Source organism: Saccharopolyspora sp. NPDC002578 (assembly GCF_053592695.1).
The window spans coordinates 1-24,028 of the sequence record NZ_JBSFWJ010000022.1 but is presented as its reverse complement, the minus strand read 5'-3'; the positions used below and the strand labels follow the sequence as shown (position 1 = coordinate 24,028).

Here is a 24,028-nt window from a genome sequence, read left to right as displayed (position 1 = left end):
GTCGGACCGGGCGGTGGCGGCGCGGAGTGTCCTGGCTCCCGGATCGGCGCTCGCTCCGGCCTTCCCGTCCGCGCACGTGCGCGGGCAGTGACCTTCGTTGTGCGGAGTCCGCTCCCCGGTGACAGTGGCGGGACCGCGCCGGACTCGCACCGGCTTCCTCCACTCGTCGCCGTCGACCACTCTCCGCAACGGGGCGATCGTTCGTCAAGTGGCCTGCTGCGCTGGTGCGCGAGAGATCACGCACGTGGCACCGCGCCGTTCGGCGGAACGCTCGCGCGACGGTCACCCACCGGACACGAGCGCTCGCCGAGGAATCCCCTCACCGCGAACTCGGTCGACACCGGCGCACCCCCGCACGCCGCCCCCACTCGTCACGTTGTGGACGATTCCCGCAATTTCGGGAGAAATCGAACGACCCGATCGAGGTGAACGTTCCTGATCCCGGCCGTGGAACCACTTCTGATCAGGGGAAACGAGTTGTCCACATGGGGTGTCCGGCACGCCGGGGGCGTTCGATTTCTCGCGAAATTGCGAGGGCTTGAACAAGGTCCGGCCGGGGTTCGCGGGGCGGTCGTGCGGGGGAGGCCGCCGGGTCGGGGGTGGCTGTGGTGAGGCACATCGCGTTTTGCGTCCGCAACGAGGCCTGGCCGTAGTATCGACGACCGCCGGTGCGCGCCCAGGGCCGCGCACCACCGGAGACCCGCGCCGTGCGCTGGGAGTTCCGACCGACCACGAGCGATGAGAGCGGGGAGAACCGTGCCGCCACGAGCCGAACCGGACGCGTGCCCCGGCGCGCTGCGGGTGCACGAGGCCGCCGACGGCGGCCTGGCCCGGGTCCGGGTGCCGGGCGGGCGGCTCGACGCGCGGCAGGTGCGGGCGCTGGCCGCCGCGGCGGAGCTCGGCGACGGCGGCTGGGAGCTGACCTCGCGGGCGAACCTCCAGGTCCGCGGGCTCGCGCCGCACGCCGTGGCGGAGTTCGCGGCGACGCTGGCCGACGCGGGCCTGCTGCCCTCGCCGACGCACGAGCGGGTGCGCAACATCATCGCCTCGCCCTACACCGGTTGCGACGACGCGGGGTCGCTGGACGTGCACGCGGTGTCGACCGAGCTCGACCGGCGGTTGTGCGCGGCGCCCGCGCTCGCGGAGCTGCCGGGGCGGTTCCTGTTCACCGTGGACGACGGGCGGGGCGACGTCGCCGGGCTCGCCGCCGACATCGGGCTCGCCCCGGCGGACGGTTCGGTCGCGGTGCTGCTGTCCGGTGCGGACGAAGGAATCCGGGTCGCGACCGCGGACGCGGCGCGCGCCGCGGTGCTCGCGGCGGAGGCGTTCCTCGCGGAACGGCGGCGGCAGGAGTCGGCGAGCTGGCGGCTCGCCGAACTCACCGACGGTCCCCGGCTGATCGCCGCGCGCGTCATCGCCGAACCGGGCCCGGCGGAGGACGGTGCGCCGATCGCCGACACCGGCGCGGAGTCCGCTGACAGCACCGGATCTGCTCCCGGCACGGACGGTTCCGCTGAGCGTGCCGGGACCGTTCCTGCCGCAGCCGGCGGATCGGCTGAACGCACCGAGCGGCCCATCAGCGCGAGCGGTGCCGCTGAACGCGCCGGTTCCGCCCCCGGCGTGGGGGAACCGGCCGGCGGCGTCGGGTCTTCTCCCGCAACGACGTGCCACTCCGGTCCGGGTCGTCCCGTCGAGCCCGTCGCCACCCACGCCGATCTCGGCGTCCTGCACCGCCGCGACGGCCGGGTGAGCCTCGCGCTGGGCGCCCCGCTGGGCAGGCTGAACGCCGAGCAGGTCGCGGCGCTGGCCGCCCTGGACCGCCCGCTGCGGCTCACGCCGTGGCGCACCCTGCTGCTGCCCGGAATCCCCGAGCACGACGCGACGACCCTGCTGTCCGAAATGGACGGAGCCGGTTTCGTGGTGGACACCGCCGCGCCGCTGGCCGGGGTCACCGCGTGCACCGGGAGCCCCGGCTGCGCCAAATCCCTCGCCGACGTGCGCTCCGACGCGGCGCGCGCCGCCCGGCCCGGCGCGTTGCCGGTGCACTGGGCGGGCTGCTCGCGCCGCTGCGGCCGACCGGCGGGACGAGGAGTGGAAGTGCTGGCCACCGAGGCCGGCTACGAGGTCGGCGGCGAACCCGCCGGCGAGTTATCCGCCGCGCTCGAAGCGGCACGGAGGGCAGTGTGAGTACCGGACGCAATCCAGCCGGGGCCGAGGGCACCGGTGGCTACGAGTACATCCGGGAGGGCGCGGAGATCTACCGCCGCTCCTTCGCGACGATCCGCGCCGAAGCGGAACTCGACGGCATGCCACCGGAAGTCGCCGGAGTCGCCGTCCGCATGATCCACGCCTGCGGCATGGTCGACCTGGTGCGCGACATCGCCTGGTCGCCGAACGCGGTCCTGGCCGCCCGCGAAGCGCTGCGCGCCGGGGCGCCGGTGTTCTGCGACGCCGCGATGGTCGCCGCGGGCGTCACCCGGCGTCGCCTCCCGGCGGACAACGACATCCTCTGCACCCTCGGCGACCCGCAGGTGCCGCAGCTGGCGCAGGAGCTCGGCACGACGCGCAGCGCGGCGGCGATGGAGCTGTGGCGGGACCGGCTCGACGGCGCGGTGGTGGCCGTCGGCAACGCGCCCACCTCGCTGTTCCGGCTGCTGGAGATGGTCGACGCCGGAGCGGGCAAGCCCGCCGCCGTGCTCGGCCTGCCCGTCGGTTTCATCGGCGCAGCCGAGTCCAAGCAGGCACTGGCCGACCACCCGGAGCTGGAGCACCTCGTGGTGCACGGCCGCCGAGGTGGCAGCGCGATGGCGGTGGCCGCCATCAACGCGATCGCGAGCGAACAGGAGTGAGCAGCACCGTGGAGCAGGCAGGCAGGTTGTTCGGCGTCGGGCTCGGACCGGGAGATCCGGAGCTGGTGACGGTGAAGGCGGCGCGGCTGATCGGTGAGGCCGACGTGATCGCCTACCACAGCGCCCGGCACGGCCGCAGCATCGCGCGGTCCGTCGCCGAGCCGTACCTGCGGGCCGGTCAGGTCGAGGAACCGCTGGTCTACCCGGTGACGACGGAGACCACGAACCACCCCGGCGGCTACCAGGGCGCGATCGACGAGTTCTACGCCGAGGCCGCCGAACGCCTCGCCGCGCACCTCGCCGCCGGGCGCACCGTGGCGCTGCTGTGCGAGGGCGACCCGTTCTTTTACGGCTCCTACATGCACATGCACAAGCGCCTGGTGGGCCGGTTCGACGTGGCCGCGATCCCCGGCGTGACCTCCGTCAGCGGCGCCGCCGCGATGCTGGGGCGCCCGCTGGCGGAGCGCGACGAGGTGCTGACGGTGCTGCCGGGGACGCTGGAGCCGGACAAGCTCGCCGAGCACCTGGCCTCGACGGACGCGGCCGCGGTGATGAAGCTGGGCCGCACCTTCGACGGTGTGAAGGAGGCGTTCGAGAAGGCGGGACGGCTCGACGAGGCGTACTTCGTGGAGCGCGCCACCACGGAGCGCCAGCGGTTGCTGCCGCTGGCCGAGGTGGATCCGGCGTCGGTGCCGTACTTCTCGCTGGCGCTGCTGCCGAGCCCGGTGAACTCGGGCAGCCCGCTGAACCTGACGGACGCGACCGGCGTCCCGGTTTCCCCTGCCACGACTGAGCAATCCGCGCCCGCCGCGGCGCGCGAGCCCGGCATCGGCGAGGTCGTGGTCGTCGGCCTCGGCCCCGCGGGTCCGCAGTGGACGACCCCGGAGGCCCACACCGCCGTCGCCGCCGCCGACGACCTCGTCGGCTACGGCCCCTACCTGGACCGGCTCGCGACCAATCCGCGCCAGCGCAAGCACGCCTCGGACAACCGGGTCGAGGCCGAGCGCGCCGAGTTCGCGCTGGACCTGGCCCGGCGCGGTTCGCGGGTCGTGGTGGTGTCCTCCGGCGATCCGGGCGTGTTCGCGATGGCCAGCGCCGTGCTGGAGGTCGCGACCGAGGAGCGGTTCACCGACGTCCCGGTGCGGGTGCTGCCCGGCCTGACCGCCGCGCAGGCCGTGGCGAGCCGCGTCGGCGCTCCGCTGGGCCACGACTACTGCGTGCTGTCGTTGTCGGACCGGCTCAAGCCGTGGGAGATCATCGTCGAGCGCTTGGAGGCGGCGGCGAAGGCGGACCTGGCGATGGCGATCTACAACCCGGCGTCGCGGAGCCGGACCTGGCAGGTCGGCGCCGCCCGCGACGCGCTGCTCAAGCACCGCGCGCCGGAGACCCCGGTGATCATCGGGCGGGACGTGGGCGGGCCGCAGGAATCCGTGCGGACGGTGGAACTCGGCGACCTCGATCCGTCCGATGTGGACATGCGTTGCCTGCTGGTGATCGGCTCGTCGACGACCAGGGCGGTCGGTGGCGCGGTGTTCACCCCGCGCCGCTACCCGGCGTGACGCAGGCGTTCCAGCGCTTCCTCGACGGTGGTGGCGGGCACCCGCGGTTCGGGTGGCCGCTGCACCACGACCACCGCGACGCCGAGCTCCCGCGCCGCGTCGAGCTTCGCGCGGGTCATCGGGCCGCCGCTGTTCTTCGTGACCAGCACGTCGATGCGGTGCTCGCGCAGCAGCGCCACCTCGTCGTCGAAGGTGAACGGTCCGCGCGCCAGCAGCGTCGTGAGGTGCGGCGGCAGCGGCGGGTCCGGCGGGTCGACGGCGCGCAGCAGGAACCGCAGGTCCAGGTGCGCGAACCGGCCCACGCCCTGGCGGCCGGTGCTGAGGAAGATCCGCTCGCCGAGCCCCGGCAGCGCGGCGGCGGCCTCGTCCAGCGAGCCCACCAGGTGCCAGCCCGGTTCCGCTTCCCACGCGGGACGGCGCAGCACCAGCAGCGGCGTGCCCGCCAGCGCGCAGGCGCGTGCGGCGTTGGCGGTGATGACCCGCGCGAACGGGTGCGTCGCGTCGACCACCGCGTCGATGCGGTGCTCGCGCAGCCACGCGGCGAGCCCGTCGGCGCCGCCGAACCCGCCGACGCGGACCTCCCCGGCGGGCAGCTTCGGATCGCGCACCCGGCCCGCCAGCGAGGAGATCACGTGCACGCCCGCGTCGTCGCCGAGCCGCGCGGCGAGGTCGCGGGCCTCGCCGGTCCCGCCGAGCACCAGGATGCGCCGCACCCCGGTCGCGTCGCTGCTGTGCATGCGTGCACCCTTTCACGGTGAAGGAGGCGGCATCATGACTGGTCAGGAAGGCCCCGCGCTGCGCTACGGGTGGACCACGGGCGCGTGCGCGACGGCGTCCACCGCCGCCGCGTACACGGCGCTGCTGACCGGGACCTTCCCGGACCCGGTGGAGATCGTGCTGCCCAAGGGGCACCGGCCCGCGTTCGCCCTCGCCCGCGAACGCCTCGACGCCGGTTCGGCGATGGCGGCGATCGTGAAGGACGCCGGGGACGACCCGGACGTGACCCACGGCGCCCTGGTGTCGGCGACGGTGCGCCGCGCCGAGCCCGGAGCGGGCGTCGTGTTCCGCGCCGGAACCGGTGTCGGCACCGTGACGAAACCGGGCCTGCCGCTGCCCGTGGGCGAACCCGCCATCAACCCGGTGCCCCGCAAGCTGATCCGCGAGGTCGTGCAGCGGGTCGCCGCCGAGCACGGCGGCACCGGTGACGTGGTCGTGGAGATCTCCGTCGAGAACGGCGAGGAACTCGCCCGCCACACCTGGAACCCGCGGCTGGGCATCCTCGGCGGCCTGTCGATCCTGGGCACGACCGGGGTGGTGGTGCCGTACTCGTGCTCGGCGTGGATCGACAGCATCCGGCGCGGCGTGGACGTCGCGCGCGCCGAGGGCTTGACCCACGTCGCCGGATGCACCGGCAGCACCTCGGAGAAGCTGGTGGAGCGCACCTACGAGCTCGCGCCGGAAGCGCTGCTGGACATGGGTGATTTCGCCGGCGCGGTGCTGAAGTACCTGCGCCGCAATCCCGTGCCGCGGCTGACGATCGCGGGCGGCATCGGCAAGCTCGCCAAGCTCGCCGACGGGCACCTGGACCTGCACTCGAAGCGCTCCCAGGTGAACTTCGCCCTGCTGGCGAACATCGTCGGCGACGCGGGCGGCTCCGCGGAGTTCGCCCACCGCGTCCGCAACGCCAACACCGCGTTGGAAGCGCTGACCCTGTGCCAGGAGGCGGGCATTCCGCTCGGCGACCTCATCGCCACCCGAGCCCGCGACTTCTCCCTCACCACGTTGCAGGGAGCCCCGATCGACGTGGAGATCCTGGTCATCAACCGAGCAGGAGACCTAGTCGGCCACGCCCCGTTCGAACAGCGCTGAACGTGCTCGACCAGCTCCGGCCGGATTCAGCACCGAGTGCGAGCAACGATCGTGGGGGCGCCGACCTCGCTACGACCACCGAACCGATGGCAACCGCTGCGCTCCTCGGCGAATCTCGGCACCACGTCCGTGACGTTGATCGGAACGAGCACGCAGGAATCGAGGAAGGCGGGGAAGCTCACGATCACCGAGTGCGCATGAACCCGATGTCGTCGTCCGCACTGCCGTCCTCCACGGCCGCTCGGGTCATCTCGTCCAGAGCGGTCTGCTGCACCTGCCGGGAGCCGCGCTCGTACTCCAGCACGTCCGCCAACCGGAGGCGGCGGTGGCTGGAGCGCTGTTCGAACGGGATCCGGCCTGATTCCAGCAGCTTGACCAGGGTCGGACGGGAGATGTTCAGCAGGTCGGCGGCTTGTTGGGTGGTCAGCATCGCGTGCAGCGGGGCGATGGTGACGGCCAGGCCGCTGGACATCGCGGCGACCACTTCGCGCAGCACCTCGTAGATCTCGTCCGGCATCTCCAGCTCGTCGCCGTCCGCGCTCACGAGCTTCGCTTGCTGGGCACGCTCCGTGTTCAAAGCGCCCGCGAGCTTCTGGAGGACCGCGTGGGCGGATTCGTCAGGAGGCAGCACCGTGTGCTGTTCGAGCGACGCGGTCATCATCGTGCTCCGTCCGGCAGGGGCGTGTTGCCGACGTCATCCTAACCGAAAGGTACGAACGAATCGAACGAAACGAAAGATTTGATCCTTCTTGGTGGAGCTGAAGCCCGCCGAGTGGTCGGCCCCGCCGCTCCGGTTCGGGAGCGGCGGGGCCGGGTGGTCGCGCGGTCAGGGGCGAGCCGGGGGCAGCGTGAAGGTCGGGTCGCCGAGGGGGAGGTCCTTCGTGTTCAGCAGCAGGTAGGTGTCCAGCCACGGTGCTCGGGCGCCCTCGGTGGCGGCGTCGTCGGACGGGTCCTCCAGCGCGAGGTCGAGCCGGGCGCCGGTGACGTCGATCGTCTCGCGGGAGGGCGAGTCCATCCAGTCCCGGAAGGGCGCGGTGACGCCGCTGGGCTGGACGGTGCCGATGCCCACGGCCAGCGAGTGCCCGGCGGGCAGCGTCCAGTCCGTCGACTTCAGGTCGAAGGCCGTGGTGCCGGCGTTCAGCACGGAGACCTGCTCGTCGAACATGACGGCCTTGCCGTCCGGGGCGACGTCGTAGAGCTGGACCATGGCGTTGCCGCGCCCCTCGGCCTCCAGCGAGATCCGCGGCGTGCCGGTGAGCCGGGTGTCCCGCGCGAGCGGCTCGGAGAACGCGGTGAAGGTGTTCTCGGCCGTGGGCCCGCCCTCCGCGCCGTCGTCCACGTAGGACCCGCCGCCGAGCGGGACGGTCGCGGTGCCGTCGGGCGTCGGCCAGGTCTCCTGCGCGCGCCACGCGCCGCCGCTGTCCTGGATCGCGTAGTTCGGGTGCGCGACCGGCGGTTCGACGCCCTTGAGGTGCTGGTCGTAGAAGGAGATCGTCTCCTCGAACCAGCCTTCGCGACCCATCTCCAGGCGGCCGTCGGCGGTGCGTTCGTTGCCGCGCTTGTGGTCCCACTGGCCGAGCCAGCCGCGCTCGGGGCCCTGGTGGTTGTCGAGGTACTCCTGGATCGCCTCGGCCTCGGTGTTCCACTCCAGGAAGCCCTGGGTGACGAACAGCGGCGTGTCGGTGCCCTTCGCCTGTTCGGCGAGGTCGCGAGCCCGCCAGTACTCGGATTCCCGGTCACCGGTCTGGTACCCGGCGAGGTTGTCCAGCAGGCACTCCGGGTGGGCCTGCTCGTAGGCGGCGTTGGCGCGGTAGCGGGGATCGTCGTCCGGCAGCTGCGGTTGCGCCGCGATCTCGTTGTAGGTGGTGGCGGTGTGCGCGATGGTCGTGCGGGGCACGCCGTTGGAGTGGATGTTGCGGTACAGGTCCCAGATGGGCTCCTGAGCGACGACGGCCTTGAGCGCGTCCTGGTCCAGGTTGTTGCCGATCAGCCCGGTGATCGCGTCGTAGGACTTGCCGTACATGCCCACCGCGCCGGTCGACCACGGCTGGGCCGCGGACCAGTCGATCGCCGCTTCGACGTCGGCCTGTTCGCCGGGTCCGCCGAAGTCGAGGCAGCCGGTGGAGCCGCCGAAGCCGCGCGTGTCGACCATGACGAACGCGTAGCCGCGCTGGAACAGGTCGGTGCCTTCGATGAAGTCGTAGAAGCGGTCCGAAGGGCCGGTGTGCTCCCAGCCCTCGTCGCTCATCTGCCCGGAGTGCCCGAAGTACGAGCCCGCCGACATGATGACCGGCACCTGCTCGCCCTCGGCGAGCCCTTCCGGCAGCAGCACGTCGGCGTGCAGCTCGGTGCCGGAACCGTCCGCGGACGGGAAGTAGTGCTGCGTCCAGGCGGCGCCCTCCGGGACGCGGTCGTTGTCCTCGTGGGTGACCGGGTCGTCGGCGGTGGCGACGGCCCCGGAGCCGGGTGCCGCGGTGGCGGCGGTGACGGCGGCGGTGCCGGTCAGCGTGCAGGCGACGAGCGCGGAGGCGGCGCAGGCGACGGCGCGGGATCTTTTCACTTGTTCCTCCCAGGACGGCGGTGGGCGAGGTGCGACCGCTCCAGGAGCGGCACGATCACTGCGGGACGCAGCAGACACCCGGCCGCAGCGGCATGCTCAACTCCGATGTGATCAGGGCCACGGGCAGGACGGCCGCACGGCGTCGAGCGGGGATCGTGCCGGGAGAGCCCGCAAATCCGTTGCGCCGCAACCGGGCGCGTTGGTGTGATCGAGCCATGGCGGAACCGACGTACCTGCAGCCGTTCGTGCTCCCCGTGGCCGAGATCGAACCGGAGCGGGACGGCGCGATCGACGTGTACCGGCCGGGCGAGGAGGCGGGGGAGCCGCTGCCGTTGGTGGTGTTCGTGCACGGCGGCCCGCTCCCGCCGCAGCTGCGGCCGACTCCTCGGGAATGGCCGGTGTTCCGGGGCTACGGCTCGCTGGCCGCCGGTAGCGGTGCCATCGGGATCACCGTCGATCACCCGCTGCACTCGCCCGCGGACTACCCGGTGGCGGCGGACGCGCTCGCCGACGCGGTCGCGCGAGCCCGAGAACTCCCCGGAGCGGACCGGGATCGGGTGGCGCTGTGGTTCTTCTCCGGCGGCGGACTGCTCACGGCCGACTGGATCGGCGGGGCGCCGGAGTGGCTCCGCTGCGTCGCCGCGAGCTACCCGGTGCTGGCGCCGCTGCCGGGCTGGGAAGTCGATGCCCGGTTCCGCCCGGCGGAGGCGCTCGCCTCGGCGGGTTCGCTGCCGATCCTGCTGACCAGGGCCGGGCTGGAGGACGCCGAGATCGCGGACGGGGTCGGGGCCTTCACCGCGCAGGCGCACCAGCGCGGCGCGCACCTCGACGTGATCGACGTGCCGGAAGGCCGGCACTCGTTCGACGTCCTCGACCACGCGCCCGCCTCTCGCGCGGCCGTGACCCGGGCGATGTCCTGGGTGCTGCGGGAGTTGCGCGCCTGAGCTCAGGGTTCGTCGAGGCCGAGCACGGCGGTGGTGACCGAATCGGGGTGCCCCGCCTGCCGCCAGTGGACCCGCGCCGGGAAGTTGAGCAGCGAGGCGTCCGGGTCGATTCCGCTCGCGCGGTAGGCGAAAGCCTCTTCGTGCGAGTAGACGATGACCACATCGACCACGCCCGCCGGCCAGTGCCGCACGTACATCAGGGCGTCCAGGTCGCCGACGTCGTTGTGCACCGGAGCGCCTTGGAACCCCCGCTCGACGAGGTGTCGCAGGTTGCCGATCGCATCCATGGCGCGAACTCCGTTCGACGGGAGGAGATCGGGTCCGAACCGCGTCGGAGCGGATCGATCGGACCGCATCGGCGGTGCCGGAGCCGAGCGAAGTGCCGCCCCCACCTGGCGAAACGGTGATCACCGATGTGGAGCACGCTACATTCGGCACTTGCTCCGGACTAGATCCCTGATCGGGTGATGATGTTGGTCGCCGCGGACGGGCACACTCCTAACGCCACGACACGGAGAGGGCGGCGGGTGAGCACGAGTCCGACGGCGCTGAAGCGCTGGATCGCCTGGGAACTGACGCGGCTGCGCGAACGGGCCGGGATCACCCGAGCCGAAGCGGCGAAAGCCGTGCGCGGCAGCGTCCAGAACATCGGCCACTTCGAAGTCGGCCGCCGGATGCCGAAACCCCTGGAGCTCGAAACGCTGCTGCGCTTCTACGGCGCCGGGGACCGCGTCGACTTCTTCCTGTCGCTGCGGGACCGCAGCCGCAAGAGCACGGACTGGTGGATCAGGTTCGACTCCGAGGAAGCGCTGCCGGACTACCTGAAGCTGTTCCTCGGCGTCGAAACGATGGCCGACCGGGTCGAGAGCTGGGACACCCACTTGGTGCCGGGCCTGTTCCAGACCTGGGCGTACGCGGACGCGATCGTGCGGGGCGGCGCCCCGAAGCTGCGCAAGAAGGACCGCGAACGCCGCGTCGAACTGCGGATGGCCCGGCAGCGCGAAGTCCTCGGCGGCGGCCGGTCCCCTTCGGTGCACGCCATCCTCAGCGAGGCCGCGCTGCACCACGTCAACGGCGGACTCGGCGTGCACGTCGCGCAGCTGGAGGCGCTGCTGGAGTGGAACGAGCAGCCGAACGTCGAGATCCGGATCCAGCCGTTCTCGGCGGGTCTGCTCACCGGCGTCGACGGCGCGTTCATGCTCCTGACCTACCCGCCGGAGTTCGACCACGAGCTCGGCACCGCCTACGTGGAGAACCGGATCGAAGTCCTCTACTACGAGGAACCCGCCGCGGTGGCCCCGTTCCGGGCGGCGTTCGACCGGCTGCGGTCGACGGCGCTGAAGACGTCCGACTCCAACGACCTGATCAAACGAGTTCTGGAGGAACACGCATGACCGGCCGCATCACCCGCTGGCGGAAGTCCAGTCGCAGCCACGCCGCCAACGGCTGCGTCGAAGTCGGCGCGGCGGCGGGCCACGTCGGCGTCCGCGACTCCAAACTCGGCCCCACCAGCCCGATCCTGACGTTCACCGCCGCCACCTGGGCAGACTTCACCACAAGCACCAGAATGGGCACTTTTGACCGGTGATTGCGGTTTTTTATCTTGGCTTGAGTAGCGGGTCAGGTAGCGGAACCTCAGCGGCCTTCTCGCTGCGGGATCGATTTCTGATGTATGTCCGATACACGGCGAAATCGCTGTCCTCGCGAGAAGGCCGCTGAGAACCCGCCGGTGGTCGTTTTGCTCAAGCTGGTCACTGCTCAGCGGCTTCGCCGCTGACAGGACAACGACCACGAACGCGGCTCACCTGGAAAGGACAGCCCGCGAGGTTCCGCCACCCCCCAGAGCAGGACGGAGGACGGGCGGAGCTCAAGTGGCGTAGCCGCCGTCGGCGTTGATCGTGGCTCCGGTGATGTAGTCGGCTTCGGGGCTCGCGAGGTGGGCCACCAGGCTCGCGATCTGCTCGCCGGTGCCGAAGTGGCCCAGCGGGATCATGGCCTGCAGCACGTGCGAGCGGGGGCCGTCGGCCGGGTTCAGCGCGGTGTCGATCGCGCCGGGCTGGACGTTGTTCACGGTGATCCGGCGCGATGCCAGGTCGCGGGCGGCGCTGCGGGTGAGCCCGGCGAGGGCGGACTTGCTCGTGACGTACGCGAGCTTCCCGGTGAACGGGTTGTGCTCGACCATCGAGGTGCCGATGTTGATGATCCGCCCGCCGTCCGGCAGGTGCTTCGACGCCTCCTGGATGGCGACGAAGGGCCCGCGGACGTTGATCGACAGCGCCCGGTCGAACTCCTCCAGCGACAACTCGTCGAGCACACCGGTGGCGACCGTCGCGGCGTTGTTGACCAGGACGTCCAAGCCGCCGAACACCTCGACGGCGCGGGTGACCGCGGCCCGGACCTGCTCGGGCACCCCGGCGTCCGCGCGCACGGCCACCGCGCGTCCACCGTCGGCGCTGATCCCGGCGGCCACTCGCCGCGCCGCCTCCGCCGAGTTCGAGTGCGTGATCACGACGGCGGCGCCGTGCTCGGCGAGGCGGCGGGCGATGGCCGCGCCGATCCCGCGCGACCCGCCGGTCACCAGCGCCGACTTCCCTGCGAGCGGCTGAGCCATGCGGAGCTCTCCTTTCCTCGCGCGATCCCCCGGCCCATCGAGTAGAGCAACCGCGCGGCTCCCGCGGTACCGCTGCGCGACTCTCGCCGGGATCAGCCGGTGGCGAGGGCGAGCACGGGGAAGACGCGCTCCGTTTTCGCCTGGTGCGCGGCGAAGTACGGGAACAGGCCCGTCATCTGGGCGAACCTGATGTCGCGCTCCACCCCGATGAGCTCGTGGGCGCGGACGTCGACGACGTCGGTGGTGATCTCGATGCGGGCGGCCGGATTGGCCTTCAGGTTGAAGTACCAGTCGGGGTGGATGTCGGCGCCCGCCTTCGAGGCGAACACCAGGTAGCGGCCTTCGTGCTCCAGGTACGCCAACGGCGTGAGGTGGTCGCGGCCGGTCCGGGCGCCGGTGCTGTGCAGCAGCAGCAGCGGAATCCCGGCGAAGGTTCCGCCCACCAGGCCGCCGTTCGCCCGGAACTTCGCGATCACGGGGGCGTTGAAGCGCGCCGCCGCGGTCGCGGTGATCTCGTTCCCCTCCACTGGACGTGCTCCTCCTGCGGTCGTGCTGATGAAGATCAAACGCGTCGAGACTAGGGAACGGAGGTGCCCCTGGGGAACAGGTCCCAGCGTCCGAGATCACCGGGCGCGCCGGAGATCTCAGGCCGCGTCGTCGAGCAGCCGCCGCGAGACCTCCCAGAGCCGTTCGGCGGCCTCCGGGTCCAGCGCCCACCGCCGGACACCGCCGCTCACGGGGGTCGTCTCGGCGTCGTCGGCGATGACCGGTGACTCCGCGCAATCCTCCAGGTACTTCCCGCCGATCTCCGCGAATTCGGGGGCGAGCGCCGCGACGAGCGAGGTGGCGGCGCCCTGCTGCGGGGTCTTCAGCATCGGTGCCCTGGACCACTCGGCGCGGGTCTCGGCGGGGATGTGGCGCTGGAGGGCGGTCATGATCCCGCCGGGCATCAGCGAGTTGGCGTGGATCCCGTCGCCGCTCCAGCGCCGGGTCGCCTCCACCGCGAACAGCGCGTTCGCGGACTTGGACTGCCCGTAGGCGCTCCACGGGTCGTAGGGGCGGCGTTCGTAGTGCAGGTCGTCGAACACGACGGGCGAGGCGTGGTGACCGCTGGAGGACACCGCGACGATCCGCGCGCCCCCGGCTTCGGCGAGCGCCGCGTGCAGGCCGGTGGCCAGCTCGAAGTGGCCCAGGTGGTTGGTGGCGAACTGCTGCTCCCAGCCCTCGGGGGTGCGCCGGAGCTCCGGCACGGCCATCACGCCGGCGTTGTTGATCAGCAGGTGCAGCGGTCCGCGCCACTCGGCGGCGAATCGGCGCACGCCGTTGAGGTCGAGGAGGTCGAGTTCGGCGACCCGGGCCTCGGCACCGGTGGTCGCGCCGATGTCGTCGGCGGCGGCGCGACCCGCGGCCAGGTCGCGGACGCCGATGGTGACCTCCGCTCCGGCGCGGGCGAGCGCGCGGGCCGTCTCGACGCCGATCCCGGAGGCGGCTCCGGTGACGACCGCGCGCTTGCCGGTGAGGTCGTGGCCGGCCGCGACCTCGTCCGCAGTGGTGCTCGAACCGAAGGGGGTGGTGATGAGGGACATGAGCAACTCCTGCCAGACGATGTTCTGGCAGTGTATGTTAAACACGTCAGTAGCTGTCAAGTTCGACGGTAACTGTCACGTCGAGGGTGGTGTCCCCGCCGTCGCCGCCGTCGCCAACCGGAACAGTTCGTGCAGGTCGTCGTTGCCATCGCGGGAAGCCCAGTGCATCAGGCTCGCGTGGAACGTCGCCAACGCCGACTCCAGGATCGCCGTGGCCAGCAGCTCCGGGTGCGGGGCGCCGCCCAGGCGGCGCAGGGTCTCGGGCTGCAACAGCTCCGCCCACACCCGCTGCTTCTCCTGGTGCTTGGCCCACAGCGACGGCGTGGTCAGCACGATCGTCGAGATGCCCACCGCCGCCGGGTTCTCGGCCACCGCGCCGATGAACTCCACCAGCGCGCCGCGCACCGCGTGCACGGCGTCCTCCTCGGCCGGGCGGGCTTCCAGCGCATCCCGCAGCACGGTGCCGTACTCCACCGGGTCGCCGATGACGACGTCCTCCTTGGTGGGGAAGTAGCGGAAGAAGCTGCGCGCGGAGATCCCCGCCTCGGCGGCGATCTGGTCGACGGTCGTGGCGTCGAAGCCCTTCTCCAGGAACAACTCCATCGCCACGGACTCGATCTTCTGGCGGACCGCTCGCCGGGAGATCTCCCTCGTGGAAAGCCGCTCAGCCATGCGCGCAGTGTACGGCCCCGCTCCGCGCTATCCGTCCGCGCGGCGGGCGCCCGCGCGGGGGCGCCCGCCCGGTCGTTCAGCCGCCGGTGGGCGTCAGGGCGATGATCGGGATGACCCGGTCGGTCTTGCTCTGGTGCTCGGCCATGACCGGGAACGCCGCCGCCGCTTCGGCGTAGCGGGCGTCCCGTTCGGCGCCGGTGAGCTCCTCGGCGCGGACCCGCAGCGTCTCGGTGCCGACCTCGACGACGGCGTCCGGATTCGCCTTCAAGTTGTGGTACCAGGCGGGATGCGCGTCAGCCCCGGCCTTGGAGGCGAGCACCAGGTAGCGGCCCTCGTGCTCCACGTACGCCATCGGGTTGACGCGGGTGGCGCCGCTGCGCGCGCCCACGTTGTGCAGCAGCAGGATCGGCGTTCCGGCGAGCTCGCCGCCCACCTGCCCGCCGTTCGCGCGGAACTCCTCGATGATCGGCGAGTTGAACCGATCGGCGAACTCCGCGGTGATCGCGTTTCCGTCCATTGTGGTCTCCTGTTCGCTGGTCGGCCGGGGTCAGGCCGCCAGGGGCGGGTAGTCGGTGTAGCCGTGGTCGCCGCCGCCGTAGAGGGTGGCGGCATCGGGGGTGTTGAACGGGCCGCCCGCGGCCAGCCGCGCCGGCAGGTCCGGGTTCGCCAGGAACAGCGAGCCGAAGGTGAGCGCGTCCGCGACGCCCTGCTCGACCAGCGGCAGGTCCGCCGTGCCGGTCTGGCGGCCGGGGGTGTGCGGGTTCAGCAGGAACGCGCCGTCGAACCGGTCGCGCAACCGCAGCGTCAGGTCCCGGTCCGGGCTCTCCAGCACGTGCAGGTAGGCCAGGTGCAGCGGGTTGATCGCGTCGATCAGCGCCGAGTACGACTCGGCCACCGCGTGCTCCACGATGTCGTTGGAGCCGGAGCCGGGGGAGATCCGCAGGCCCACCCGGCGCGAACCGATCGCCGCCGCCACCGCGCGGGCGACCTCGACGGTGAGGCGGATGCGTCCTCCGACCGACCCTCCCCAGCCGTCGGTGCGGAGGTTCGCGTTGTCGGACAGGAACTGGTGCAGCAGGTAGCCGTTCGCGCCGTGCAGCTCGACGCCGTCGAACCCGGCGTCGACGGCGTTGCGGGCGGCGGCGGCGAATTCGGCGATGACCTCGGCGATGCCGTCCTCGGTGAGCTCCTCCGGAGTGATCAGGTCCCGCATGCCGTCGGCGGTGAAGATCCGGCCTTCCGCGGCGACCGCGGAGGGGCCGAGCGGCGGTCGCCCGTCCGGCAGCGAACTCGGGTGGCTGATGCGCCCCGCATGCATCAGCTGCGCGAAGATCACGCCCCCTTCCGCGTGCACCGCGTCGGTGACCTTCCGCCACGCGGCCACCTGGGAGTCGCTGTGCAGGCCGGGTGTCGACGGGTACCCCTGGCCGCGCACCGACGGCTGCACGCCTTCGGTGATGATCAGCCCGGCGGTGGCGCGCTGCCGGTAGTAGGTGGTCGTGGACTCGTCGGGCAGGTTCCCGGCGGCGCGGCTGCGAGTCATCGGGGCCATCGCGATGCGGTTGCGCAGTCGGGTTCCGGCCAGGTCGAGCGGATCGAACGCGGTGGGCATGGTGATCCTTCCCGGAGGGGGCGCGGTTAACTGTCCGAACAGCTAAATCGCCCGAGATCTTCCCGCGGCGGGATTTCTGCAGTGCTCATCACAGCTTTCGGAGGGGTGGTGCCCGGTCGGTTATCGTGGAGAGTTCATTCACTGACCAGTCAGCTTCACGGGGAAGGGGCGCGATGGCCGAGTCGCCGAGCTGCGCGGTGCCCGCGTCGGAGGAGATCGTGCCGCCGTGCTTCGCCACCGCCGGGCCGGTCAGCCACGCGCTGTTCCGGCTCGCCAGGCTGCACCGGATGTTCGCCGGTCAGCTCCTGCGCGGCTGCGGCCTGCACCCCGGTCAGGAACTGCTGCTGATGCACCTGTGGAACACCGGCACGCAACGGCAGACCGACCTGATCAACGTGCTCGGCTCCGACTCCGCCACCATGACCCGCACCGTGCAGCGGCTGGAACGCGCCGGGTTCGTCCGCCGCACCCGCAGCGACCAGGACGGGCGGGTCGTGCTCGTCGAAGCGACCGCGGCCGGGCTCGCGCTGCGCGACCGGGTCGAGCGGATGTGGGAAGAGCTCGAACGGGCCACCACCAGCGGCCTCTCCGCCGACGAGCAGACCGCCGTGCTGGGCACCCTCGAACGCCTGGAACGCAACATCCTCGACTCCGAGTGCCCCGCCCTCGACCGGCTCACCTGAGCGATCGGGCCGCCCGGATTCGCCGCTCGGCCCGGATTCACCGTGCGGAGGCGCGCCACTCGGCCGCGAGCATCGCGTAGTGGAGTTCGCCGCCCCACTCGCCCTTGAAGATCTCGGACTCCACGAAGCGCGCCTCCAAGCGCATGCCGAGCCGCTCCATCACCCCGGCCGAACCCGTGTTCCGCGTGTCGCAGCGACCGATGATCCGGTGCAGGCCGAGCCGGTCGAAACCGATCCGCAGCATCTCCGCGGCGGCCTCCGTCGCGTAGCCGCGGCCCTGGTGACCGGGGTGCAGGACGAAACCGAACGCGCCCTGGCGGTGCTGCTCGCTGAGCCAGGCCAGCGAGACGTGGCCGATCACCGTGCCGTGCAGGTCGACGGCGAGCACCACGCTGTCGCCTTCCGCGCGCAGCGACGTCCGCTCGGCGCGCTCCGCCACCAGGGCCGCGCAGTCCTCCGAGGTGCGGGGCTCGTTGTACAGGTAGCGGGCCACCTCCGGCAGCGACTCGAAGGCGAACACGTCCGCCACGTCGCCCTCGGCGAACGGGCGCAGCGTCAGGCGATCGGTCTGGATGGGTGCGACGACGTCGATCAAGCGATTCCTCACCCGTCGTGGTCGGTCAGCTGCGGCAGCGGGTGGTGGAGTACAGGTGGCTGTCCGGGAAGGTGGCGGCGGTGAGGACCTCGCCGACCACGACGACCGCGGTGCGGGTGATCCCGGCGGCGCGCACCGAGTCGGCGATGTCGGCGAGGGTGCCGCGCAGCACGACCTCGTCGGCGCGGCTCGCCCCGGCGACGACCGCCACCGGGCAGTCCGCCCCGTAGTTCGGCACCAGCTCCTCGACGAGCGCCTCGATCCGGTTCACCGCGAGGTGCAGCACCATCGTCGCGCCGCTGCGGCCGAGCGTCGCCAGGTCCTCGCCCTCCGGCATCGGCGTGGCCTGCTTCGAGGTGCGGGTGAGCACCACGGTCTGGCCGACGCCGGGCACGGTGAACTCGCGCTTCAACGTCGCCGCGGCGGCGGCGAACGCGGGCACGCCGGGCACCACGTCGTAGGGCACCCCGGCCGCGTCGAGGCGGCGCATCTGCTCGGCGACCGCGCTGAACACCGACGGATCACCGGAGTGCAGCCGAGCCACGTCCCGGCCCGCCTCGTGCGCGGCGACCAGCTCGGCGAGGATCTCGTCCAGGTTCAGGTTCGCCGTGTCGACCAGCCGCGCGCCGTCCGGGCAGTGCTCCAGCAGCTCCACCGGGACCAGGCTGCCCGCGTACAGGCAGACGGGGGAGGCGGCGAGCACGTCCCGCCCGCGCACCGTGATCAGGTCGGCGGCGCCGGGACCGGCTCCGATGAAGTGCACCGTCATCGGGTCACCGTCCACTGGGTGATCCGCATCGCGGGCCGCCAGCCGGTGAAACCGCCCACCGGCGAAGCGTGCTCCGCCGCGATCCGCACCAGCTCACCGCCGCAGCGGGCGTACCAGTCCGCCACCAGAACCTCCGATTCGATCGTCACCGCGTTCACCACCAGGCGGCCTCCCGGCCGCAGCGCGTCCCAGCAGCGTTGGAGCACTCCCGGGGCGGTCGCGCCACCGCCCACGAACACCGCGTCGGGCGCGTCCAAGCCGTCCAGCGCCTCCGGCGCCGCGCCGACGACCACGCTCAGGCCGGGGACGCCGAGGGTCATCGCGTTCGTCGTGATGCGGGCCGCCCGGTCCTCGCGGTGCTCGATCGCGACCGCGCGGTTCGCCGGGTCGCAGCGCATCCACTCGATCGCGATGCTACCGGCGCCCGCACCGACGTCCCACAACAGCTCACCGGGCGCCGGCGCCAGCCGGGCCACCGTGAGCGCGCGGACGTCGCGCTTGGTGAGCTGCCCGTCGTGCTGGAACGCCGAGTCCGGCAGGCCCGGCGTGCGCGGCCTGCGTTCGGCGTCGGCGTCGGCCGCGCAGTGCACGCCGATCACGTTCAGCGCCGGCACCTCCGGGTGCGGCCACCGGGCCGCCGTCGCGTCCACCCGGGACTCCTCGGGCGCGCCGAGATCGCCCAGCACCGCCAAGGTGCTGCCGCCGAAGCCGCGGGCCACCAGCAGCGCCGCCACCCGCGCGGGCGTGTGCGCGTCGGAGCTGAGCACGATCAGCCGCCGCCCCGGCTGGATCTCCGGGTGCAGCAGCTCGGCGTGCGCGCCGACGAGGCTCACCACCGTCGCGTCCTGCTCCGCCCAGCCCAGCCGCGCGCACGCCAGCGCCACCGACGACACGTGCGGCAGCACCCGCAGGCGCTCCGCGCCGAGCACCCGGGCCAAGGTGGCGCCGATACCGTGGAACATGGGATCGCCGCTGGCCAGCACGCAGATCGCCCGGCCGTCGTGCTCGGCGAACAACCCCGGCAGCGCGGGCAGCATCGGCGACGGCCAGGCGACGTGCTCGGCCCCGCCTCGCGGGACCAGGTCGAGCTGGCGGCGGCTGCCGAACACGACGTCGGCCGCCTCGACGCGCCGCCGCGCCGACGCGGACAGGCCTTCCCAGCCGTCAGCACCGATGCCCACGACGTCGACGGGTTTCCGCTGCGCACTCACACCACCACCTCATCACGGGACGACGGTTCGTGTGGTCCGGGAGCGGGGGAGGTCACGTCCGGCGATCTTCGACGACCCGCCGCCATCGCCGTCAGGTGGCCGTTCCCGTGCAGCGGTGGGAGTGGCGCAGCGCAGCGCGAGATTTCGCCCCGGAAGGGGTGCTCGGGCTGGCACGATGATCCGATGGACGGTCGGCGCGCCCGCAGCCTGCAAGAACTCATCCGGCAGCGCCAGAGCGACGCGTTCATCGGCCGCAGCCGACAGTGCGACGGGTTTCGCGCGCACCTGAACTCGGATCCGCTCGCCCCGGGGCGGCGGTTCGTGTTCTCCGTGAGCGGTCAGGCAGGGATCGGGAAGACCGCGCTGCTGCGGAGGCTCCGTGCGATCGCCCTGGACGGGGAGGCGCTGACCTCGGTGATCGACGAGGTCGATCCGGACGTGGTCTCCACGCTCGCCGCGATCTCGCGACAGTGGGCGGGGCAGGGAGGTCAGGCACGAGCCTTCCAGCTCCGTCTGGACGAATACGTGAAGAGCAGGGACGACGTGCTCTCCGATCCGCAGGCGCCGCCGGCGGCCAGGGAGCTGTTCGTCACGCACGGCGTGCTCCATCGGCCGGGGAATCGCGAAGACCGCCGTGCCGGGACTGACCGCGGTGACCGACGAGTACGCCTCGGACGAGATCGCCGCCCGCCTCGAGCAGACCCGCGCGTTCCTCGCGGGGAAGTTCCGCACCCACGACCAGGCCCGTCTGCTGCTGTCCCCGGTCGCCGAGCTCTCGCCGCTGCTGGTCGAGGACATGCGCAAGCTGGCCGAGCATCGCCCGCTGGCGCTGTTCGTCGACAACTACGAGCACACCGCGGCGTTGCTCGAACCCTGGCTGCTGCGCCTGTTGGAAGGCCGGTTCGGGGAGCTTCCGATGAACCTTGTCCTGGTCGTCGCGGGACAACATCCGCTGGACGTCAACAACTGGGGCGAGTACGCGCCCATCACCCAGAACTGGCACCTCGAACCGTTCACCCAGGACGAGATCAGGGCGTTGCTGGGGGGCGGGGGATCACGGACGTGACCGTCCTCGGCTCCGTCAGCAGGCTCTCCGGTGGGCTTCCGCTACTGGTGTCGAAGCTCGCCGACGAGGTGCGGGATTCGGCGTCGCTCGCCGACCCGGGTCGAGGACGTGGCCGAGCGCGAGGACGCGCTGCTCGCCGCGTTCCCGCGCGAGCTCGACGAGGATGCGCTGGGCGTTCTGGTCGGGCCGGACCGGGCGGGTGAGGTCTTCCGGCGGCTGCGGCGGCATCCGTTCGTCCGGGAAAGCCGGGGGCGCCTGACCTACGACGACGTGGTGCGCGAAGCGATGGTGCGCTATTCGCGGGGGCGGTCGCCGGAGCGCTTCGCGGCCGGAAACAGGTCGTTGGCGCGGCACTACCTCGCACGGCGGGAGGGCCTCGGCGGGGGCACCGCGCCAGCGGCGGTCGACGACGAGTGGCGGTCCTTGCTGGTCGACGAGTGCTACCACCGGCTGTGCGGTGGACCGCGTTCGGCACTACCGGCCGTGCTGGCGTGGGGTGAGGAGCTGTGCGCGGCGGGTGCTCCCGCGGCGCTCGCCTGGCTCGACATGTTCGCCGATGCGGAACGGGACACCGATTCGGGTCTGCTGCGCGAGTGGTGGCAGAAGCTGGCGCCGTTCGCCGACGCGGTACGGGGCGTCGATGCGGAAGGGCTCCGACGTGCACTCGAGCCGCGCCCGGGGCACCCGTGGGGCGGAGCGTCGGTTCCGATGGGCGGCGGGGGCGGGAATCGTGGTGCGCGCGCCGTTCCGGACGTTGACCAGGACGTGCACCCGAACTGGCTGGTGGAGGAGGACGACGTGTGGTCGGGCGAGGTGCGCCGATCCGCGCCGCCCGTGATCGGTGAGTAGCGATGGAGCGTCGTGCCCGCCGTCCGGGCCTCACGTGCCTTGCGAGAACGTCGTGCCCGATCAGAGGTTGCTCAAGGCCCGGGTCACGGTGATCTCCAGGATGACGCGGTTCGGGTTCGGGCGGGGCGGGCGGCCGTAGCGGGCGGTGGCGCGGGCTTCGGCGTCGGCGACCACCGCCGGATCGTCGCGGACCACCGCGACTCCCTCCAGCGTGGACCAGCGGCGCCCGTCCACCTGGCACAGCGCGACCCGCGCGCCCGGCTCGCCGGACGCGCGGACCTGCCGTGCCTTGTGCGAATCGCGGGAGCTCAGCACCCGCGCGATCCCCGTCGCCACGTCCAGCGTGGAGTTCACCGGGACGACGTGCGGAGTGCCGTCCGCGCGCACCGTCGTCAACGTGCAGACGTGCGGTTCCGCCCAGAACGCCAGGAACTCGGCGCTGGCCTCGGACAACGACACGGTGCGCGACTTCGCCACTTCCAGCACCCCTCTCAGAGCGATCCGCGTAGGAGTCGTTTCAGCATGACCTTCGCAGGTGGTCGCTCAGCGGAACCTCAGCGGCCCCGCCGCTGACGAGGCACCGATCAAAAGATCATTCTGAAGGACTCCGCAGTGCGTCGGGCGGCGGAGCCGCTGAGGCTCCGCCGCCGCGCGAAGTCGTTCAGCCCGCCCAGGACTGCCGGGAGCGCTGCGGGCGCTGGCCGCCACGGGCGTTCGCGGAGCCGTTGCGCCTGTTCCGGTCGCCACCGCGCGGGGCGCCGCCCCGCTGGTCCTCCCAGACCCCGCGGCCGCGCTGGTCAACCCGCGCGGGCCGGTCGTCCCGCGAACGGGACTGGCCCTGGCCCTGACCGCCACCGCGCGAGCCGCCCTGACGACGGCCCTGCCCGGAACCGCCGCGCGCGCCGCCACCGCGAGGGGTGTCCTTGCGCGGTTCGGCCACGGCGACGCCGCTGGGCTCCCGAGCACCGGTCAGCCGCACCAGCTCCGCGTCCTGCGGGGCGATCTTCGTCGTCGTCGCGGTGACACCGGCCTTGGTGGCCATCTGCTGGAACGCGCGCTTCTGGTCGTCGGTCACGATCGTCACGACCGTGCCCGTCGCACCGGCGCGCGCGGTCCGCCCGGCGCGGTGCAGGTAGTCCTTCGGGTCCGCCGGCGGCTCCACGTGCACCACCAGGCTCACGTCGTCGACGTGGATGCCGCGGGCCGCCACGTTCGTCGCGACCAGCGTTTCAGTGGTGCCCGCGCGGAACTCGTCGAGGATCCGGGTCCGGGCGTTCTGCGCCTTGCCGCCGTGCAGCGCGCCCGCGCGGACCCCGGAGGCGCGCAGCTTCTTCGTCAGCCGGTCCGCGTGGTGCTTCGTGCGCACGAACATGATCGTGCGGCCGTCGCGGGCGGCGATGCGGGACAGCACGTTGAGCTTCTCGTCCGCCGACACCAGGAACTGGTGGTGGTCCATGCTGTCCACGCTGGCCGCGGGCGGTGCCAGCGAGTGCACCACCGGGTCGGTCATGTACTCGCGCACCAGCTTGTCGACGTCGCCGTCGAGGGTCGCGGAGAACAGCAGGCGCTGGCCGTCGGCGGGGATCAGGTCGAGGATGTCGCGGACCTGCGGCAGGAAGCCCATGTCGGCCATCTGGTCGGCCTCGTCGAGCGCGGTGCGCTCCACTTCGGACAGCACGCAGGTGCCCTGGCGCACGTGGTCGGACAGCCGGCCCGGGGTGGCGACGAGCACGTCCACGCCCCGGCGCAGCGTGTCGGCCTGCCGGTTGAACGGCATGCCCCCGACGACCTCGCGCACGTACAGCCCGAGCGACTTCGCCAGCGGCTTGAGCGCGTTCGTGACCTGAGTGGCGAGCTCCCGCGTCGGCACCAGGACGAGGCCGCGGGGGTGGATCGCGCGGGCGTTGCCGCGCTGCATCGCCAGCAACGGCAGTCCGAACGCGAGGGTCTTGCCGGAACCGGTCTGGCCGCGGCCCAGCACGTCGCGCCCGCTCAGCGCGTCCGGGATGGTCGCCGCCTGGATCGGGAACGCCTCCGTGAGGCCCGCCTCGGCGAGGCTCGCCACGAGCTTCTGCGGCAGACCCAGCGAATCGAACGGGGCCGGGTCGACCGCGGTCACGCCGACCTGGTCGAACAGGCTCGGCGCGGCGGGCGCCGCGGGCTTGGCCGGGCCGCGGCGGCGGGGGCGCCGGGAACGGGCGGCGGGGGACGAACTGGGACGCACAGCGAACCTCCGGGAACTGGCACGTCTCGGGGAGGCCGCGCGGTCGCGCGCTGATCACAAGGACGAGCCCGGCGCGACTACGGCGCCGCTGGTGGATGGCGGGGAGCACCGGAGCCGGAGAGGGGGATCGGGGTGAACGTGTCCGGCTTGACTCGTCGGGCTTGTTCCCAGGCGGTCGCCTTGTCCAGTGCGCCCCGAGTCTAGCTGACCGCTAGATCTTGATCATGGTTTGGGTGGGGGGTCGAGTGGCGGAACCTCAGTCGGTCTCTCGCTGCGGGATCTTTTTCCCGAGTGGCCTCCGCCACGAGGGAAAAAGCTGTCCTCGCGAGAGGCTCACTGAGAACCCGCGGGTGGTCGGCTTTTTGACGT

The 24,028-nt window shown here is 72.3% G+C and carries 25 protein-coding genes and 1 riboswitch; of the genes, 10 read left to right on the top strand and 15 right to left on the bottom strand.

Annotated elements, in window-relative coordinates:
* Positions 1 to 25: 25 nt before the first annotated feature.
* A riboswitch (cobalamin riboswitch) is annotated at positions 26 to 159 on the bottom strand.
* Between the two features lie 597 nt (positions 160 to 756).
* From cobG to ACWD38_RS13400, 3 genes are read left to right on the top strand one after another with little or no spacing between them, the layout of a single operon-like run.
* Entirely contained in the window at positions 757 to 2,187 is a 1,431-nt protein-coding gene (gene cobG, locus ACWD38_RS13410) for a precorrin-3B synthase (protein WP_450124137.1), read from the top strand.
* Positions 2,184 to 2,849 (top strand): precorrin-8X methylmutase, encoded by a 666-nt coding sequence (locus tag ACWD38_RS13405; RefSeq protein ID WP_184481564.1) that lies wholly within the window; start codon positions 2,184 to 2,186, stop codon positions 2,847 to 2,849. Before cobG ends, ACWD38_RS13405 begins: the two co-directional genes overlap by 4 nt.
* Positions 2,846 to 4,408, top strand: coding sequence for a precorrin-2 C(20)-methyltransferase (locus ACWD38_RS13400; protein WP_450124136.1), 1,563 nt, complete (start codon positions 2,846 to 2,848; stop codon positions 4,406 to 4,408). Before ACWD38_RS13405 ends, ACWD38_RS13400 begins: the two co-directional genes overlap by 4 nt.
* Here the strand turns inward: ACWD38_RS13400 and ACWD38_RS13395 are convergent.
* Positions 4,396 to 5,145 (bottom strand): cobalt-precorrin-6A reductase, encoded by a 750-nt coding sequence (locus ACWD38_RS13395; RefSeq protein WP_184481562.1) that lies wholly within the window; start codon positions 5,143 to 5,145, stop codon positions 4,396 to 4,398. The genes ACWD38_RS13400 and ACWD38_RS13395 overlap by 13 nt on opposite strands.
* A 34-nt stretch (positions 5,146 to 5,179) precedes the next feature.
* Here ACWD38_RS13395 and ACWD38_RS13390 point away from each other — a divergent pair, with 34 nt between their 5' ends.
* Complete coding sequence (locus ACWD38_RS13390) at positions 5,180 to 6,277, top strand: cobalt-precorrin-5B (C(1))-methyltransferase (RefSeq protein WP_450124135.1); 1,098 nt, start codon at positions 5,180 to 5,182, stop codon at positions 6,275 to 6,277.
* Between the two features lie 184 nt (positions 6,278 to 6,461).
* Here the strand turns inward: ACWD38_RS13390 and ACWD38_RS13385 are convergent, their stop codons facing one another.
* Entirely contained in the window at positions 6,462 to 6,935 is a 474-nt protein-coding gene (locus ACWD38_RS13385; protein ID WP_184481558.1) for an excisionase family DNA-binding protein, read from the bottom strand.
* 168 nt (positions 6,936 to 7,103) lie between these two features.
* The gene (locus ACWD38_RS13380) at positions 7,104 to 8,837 is read right to left on the bottom strand and encodes a CocE/NonD family hydrolase (RefSeq protein ID WP_450124134.1); all 1,734 of its coding nucleotides are present in this window, start codon (positions 8,835 to 8,837) and stop codon (positions 7,104 to 7,106) included.
* A 215-nt stretch (positions 8,838 to 9,052) separates the two neighbouring features.
* Here ACWD38_RS13380 and ACWD38_RS13375 point away from each other — a divergent pair, with 215 nt between their 5' ends.
* Positions 9,053 to 9,781 (top strand): alpha/beta hydrolase, encoded by a 729-nt coding sequence (locus ACWD38_RS13375; RefSeq protein WP_450124133.1) that lies wholly within the window; start codon positions 9,053 to 9,055, stop codon positions 9,779 to 9,781.
* Positions 9,782 to 9,783: 2 nt separating this feature from the next.
* Here ACWD38_RS13375 and ACWD38_RS13370 read toward each other — a convergent pair whose 3' ends face one another.
* Positions 9,784 to 10,068 carry a hypothetical protein gene (locus ACWD38_RS13370; RefSeq protein ID WP_184481551.1) on the bottom strand — a complete coding sequence of 95 codons (285 nt, stop codon included), beginning with the start codon at positions 10,066 to 10,068 and terminating at the stop codon, positions 9,784 to 9,786.
* A 240-nt stretch (positions 10,069 to 10,308) separates the two neighbouring features.
* Between ACWD38_RS13370 and ACWD38_RS13365 the strand changes: the two genes are divergently transcribed.
* Together ACWD38_RS13365 and ACWD38_RS13360 are read left to right on the top strand one after the other, a co-directional pair.
* The gene (locus ACWD38_RS13365; protein ID WP_184481549.1) at positions 10,309 to 11,175 is read left to right on the top strand and encodes a helix-turn-helix domain-containing protein; all 867 of its coding nucleotides are present in this window, start codon (positions 10,309 to 10,311) and stop codon (positions 11,173 to 11,175) included.
* Complete coding sequence (locus ACWD38_RS13360; RefSeq protein ID WP_184481547.1) at positions 11,172 to 11,369, top strand: DUF397 domain-containing protein; 198 nt, start codon at positions 11,172 to 11,174, stop codon at positions 11,367 to 11,369. Before ACWD38_RS13365 ends, ACWD38_RS13360 begins: the two co-directional genes overlap by 4 nt.
* A gap of 279 nt (positions 11,370 to 11,648) precedes the next feature.
* On the opposite strand, the gene ACWD38_RS13355 is transcribed toward ACWD38_RS13360, so the two are convergent.
* From ACWD38_RS13355 to ACWD38_RS13330, 6 genes are all read right to left on the bottom strand, one after another.
* Positions 11,649 to 12,392 carry an SDR family NAD(P)-dependent oxidoreductase gene (locus tag ACWD38_RS13355; RefSeq protein WP_184481545.1) on the bottom strand — a complete coding sequence of 248 codons (744 nt, stop codon included), beginning with the start codon at positions 12,390 to 12,392 and terminating at the stop codon, positions 11,649 to 11,651.
* A 92-nt stretch (positions 12,393 to 12,484) separates the two neighbouring features.
* Entirely contained in the window at positions 12,485 to 12,919 is a 435-nt protein-coding gene (locus ACWD38_RS13350; RefSeq protein WP_343071534.1) for a nitroreductase family deazaflavin-dependent oxidoreductase, read from the bottom strand.
* Positions 12,920 to 13,036: 117 nt separating this feature from the next.
* Positions 13,037 to 13,978 (bottom strand): SDR family NAD(P)-dependent oxidoreductase, encoded by a 942-nt coding sequence (locus ACWD38_RS13345; protein ID WP_450124132.1) that lies wholly within the window; start codon positions 13,976 to 13,978, stop codon positions 13,037 to 13,039.
* A 75-nt stretch (positions 13,979 to 14,053) separates the two neighbouring features.
* Complete coding sequence (locus ACWD38_RS13340) at positions 14,054 to 14,650, bottom strand: TetR family transcriptional regulator (protein WP_184481541.1); 597 nt, start codon at positions 14,648 to 14,650, stop codon at positions 14,054 to 14,056.
* Positions 14,651 to 14,726: 76 nt separating this feature from the next.
* A complete protein-coding gene (locus tag ACWD38_RS13335; protein ID WP_184481539.1) occupies positions 14,727 to 15,167 on the bottom strand; it encodes a nitroreductase family deazaflavin-dependent oxidoreductase in 441 nt (146 codons plus the stop codon).
* Between the two features lie 30 nt (positions 15,168 to 15,197).
* On the bottom strand, positions 15,198 to 16,262 hold the full coding sequence (locus ACWD38_RS13330) for an alkene reductase (RefSeq protein WP_450124131.1): 1,065 nt from the start codon (positions 16,260 to 16,262) through the stop codon (positions 15,198 to 15,200).
* Between the two features lie 173 nt (positions 16,263 to 16,435).
* On the opposite strand from ACWD38_RS13330, the gene ACWD38_RS13325 reads away from it, so the two are divergent.
* Positions 16,436 to 16,945 (top strand): MarR family winged helix-turn-helix transcriptional regulator, encoded by a 510-nt coding sequence (locus ACWD38_RS13325; protein WP_450124130.1) that lies wholly within the window; start codon positions 16,436 to 16,438, stop codon positions 16,943 to 16,945.
* A gap of 37 nt (positions 16,946 to 16,982) precedes the next feature.
* On the opposite strand, the gene ACWD38_RS13320 is transcribed toward ACWD38_RS13325, so the two are convergent.
* From ACWD38_RS13320 to cbiE, 3 genes are read right to left on the bottom strand one after another with little or no spacing between them, the layout of a single operon-like run.
* Positions 16,983 to 17,540, bottom strand: a complete 558-nt coding sequence (locus tag ACWD38_RS13320; RefSeq protein ID WP_450124129.1) for a GNAT family N-acetyltransferase — start codon at positions 17,538 to 17,540, stop codon at positions 16,983 to 16,985.
* A gap of 25 nt (positions 17,541 to 17,565) precedes the next feature.
* Positions 17,566 to 18,309, bottom strand: a complete 744-nt coding sequence (gene cobM / locus ACWD38_RS13315) for a precorrin-4 C(11)-methyltransferase (RefSeq protein WP_184481531.1) — start codon at positions 18,307 to 18,309, stop codon at positions 17,566 to 17,568.
* Positions 18,306 to 19,520, bottom strand: a complete 1,215-nt coding sequence (gene cbiE / locus ACWD38_RS13310; protein ID WP_450124128.1) for a precorrin-6y C5,15-methyltransferase (decarboxylating) subunit CbiE — start codon at positions 19,518 to 19,520, stop codon at positions 18,306 to 18,308. Before cbiE ends, cobM begins: the two co-directional genes overlap by 4 nt.
* 634 nt (positions 19,521 to 20,154) lie before the next feature.
* On the opposite strand from cbiE, the gene ACWD38_RS13305 reads away from it, so the two are divergent.
* Together ACWD38_RS13305 and ACWD38_RS13300 are read left to right on the top strand one after the other, a co-directional pair.
* Positions 20,155 to 20,586, top strand: a complete 432-nt coding sequence (locus ACWD38_RS13305) for a hypothetical protein (RefSeq protein ID WP_450124127.1) — start codon at positions 20,155 to 20,157, stop codon at positions 20,584 to 20,586.
* A 108-nt stretch (positions 20,587 to 20,694) separates the two neighbouring features.
* The gene (locus tag ACWD38_RS13300) at positions 20,695 to 21,435 is read left to right on the top strand and encodes a hypothetical protein (protein ID WP_450124126.1); all 741 of its coding nucleotides are present in this window, start codon (positions 20,695 to 20,697) and stop codon (positions 21,433 to 21,435) included.
* A gap of 60 nt (positions 21,436 to 21,495) precedes the next feature.
* Here ACWD38_RS13300 and ACWD38_RS13295 read toward each other — a convergent pair whose 3' ends face one another.
* Positions 21,496 to 21,912, bottom strand: a complete 417-nt coding sequence (locus tag ACWD38_RS13295; protein ID WP_450124125.1) for a pyridoxamine 5'-phosphate oxidase family protein — start codon at positions 21,910 to 21,912, stop codon at positions 21,496 to 21,498.
* A gap of 184 nt (positions 21,913 to 22,096) precedes the next feature.
* Positions 22,097 to 23,659, bottom strand: a complete 1,563-nt coding sequence (locus ACWD38_RS13290; protein ID WP_184481521.1) for a DEAD/DEAH box helicase — start codon at positions 23,657 to 23,659, stop codon at positions 22,097 to 22,099.
* Positions 23,660 to 24,028 lie beyond the last annotated feature (369 nt).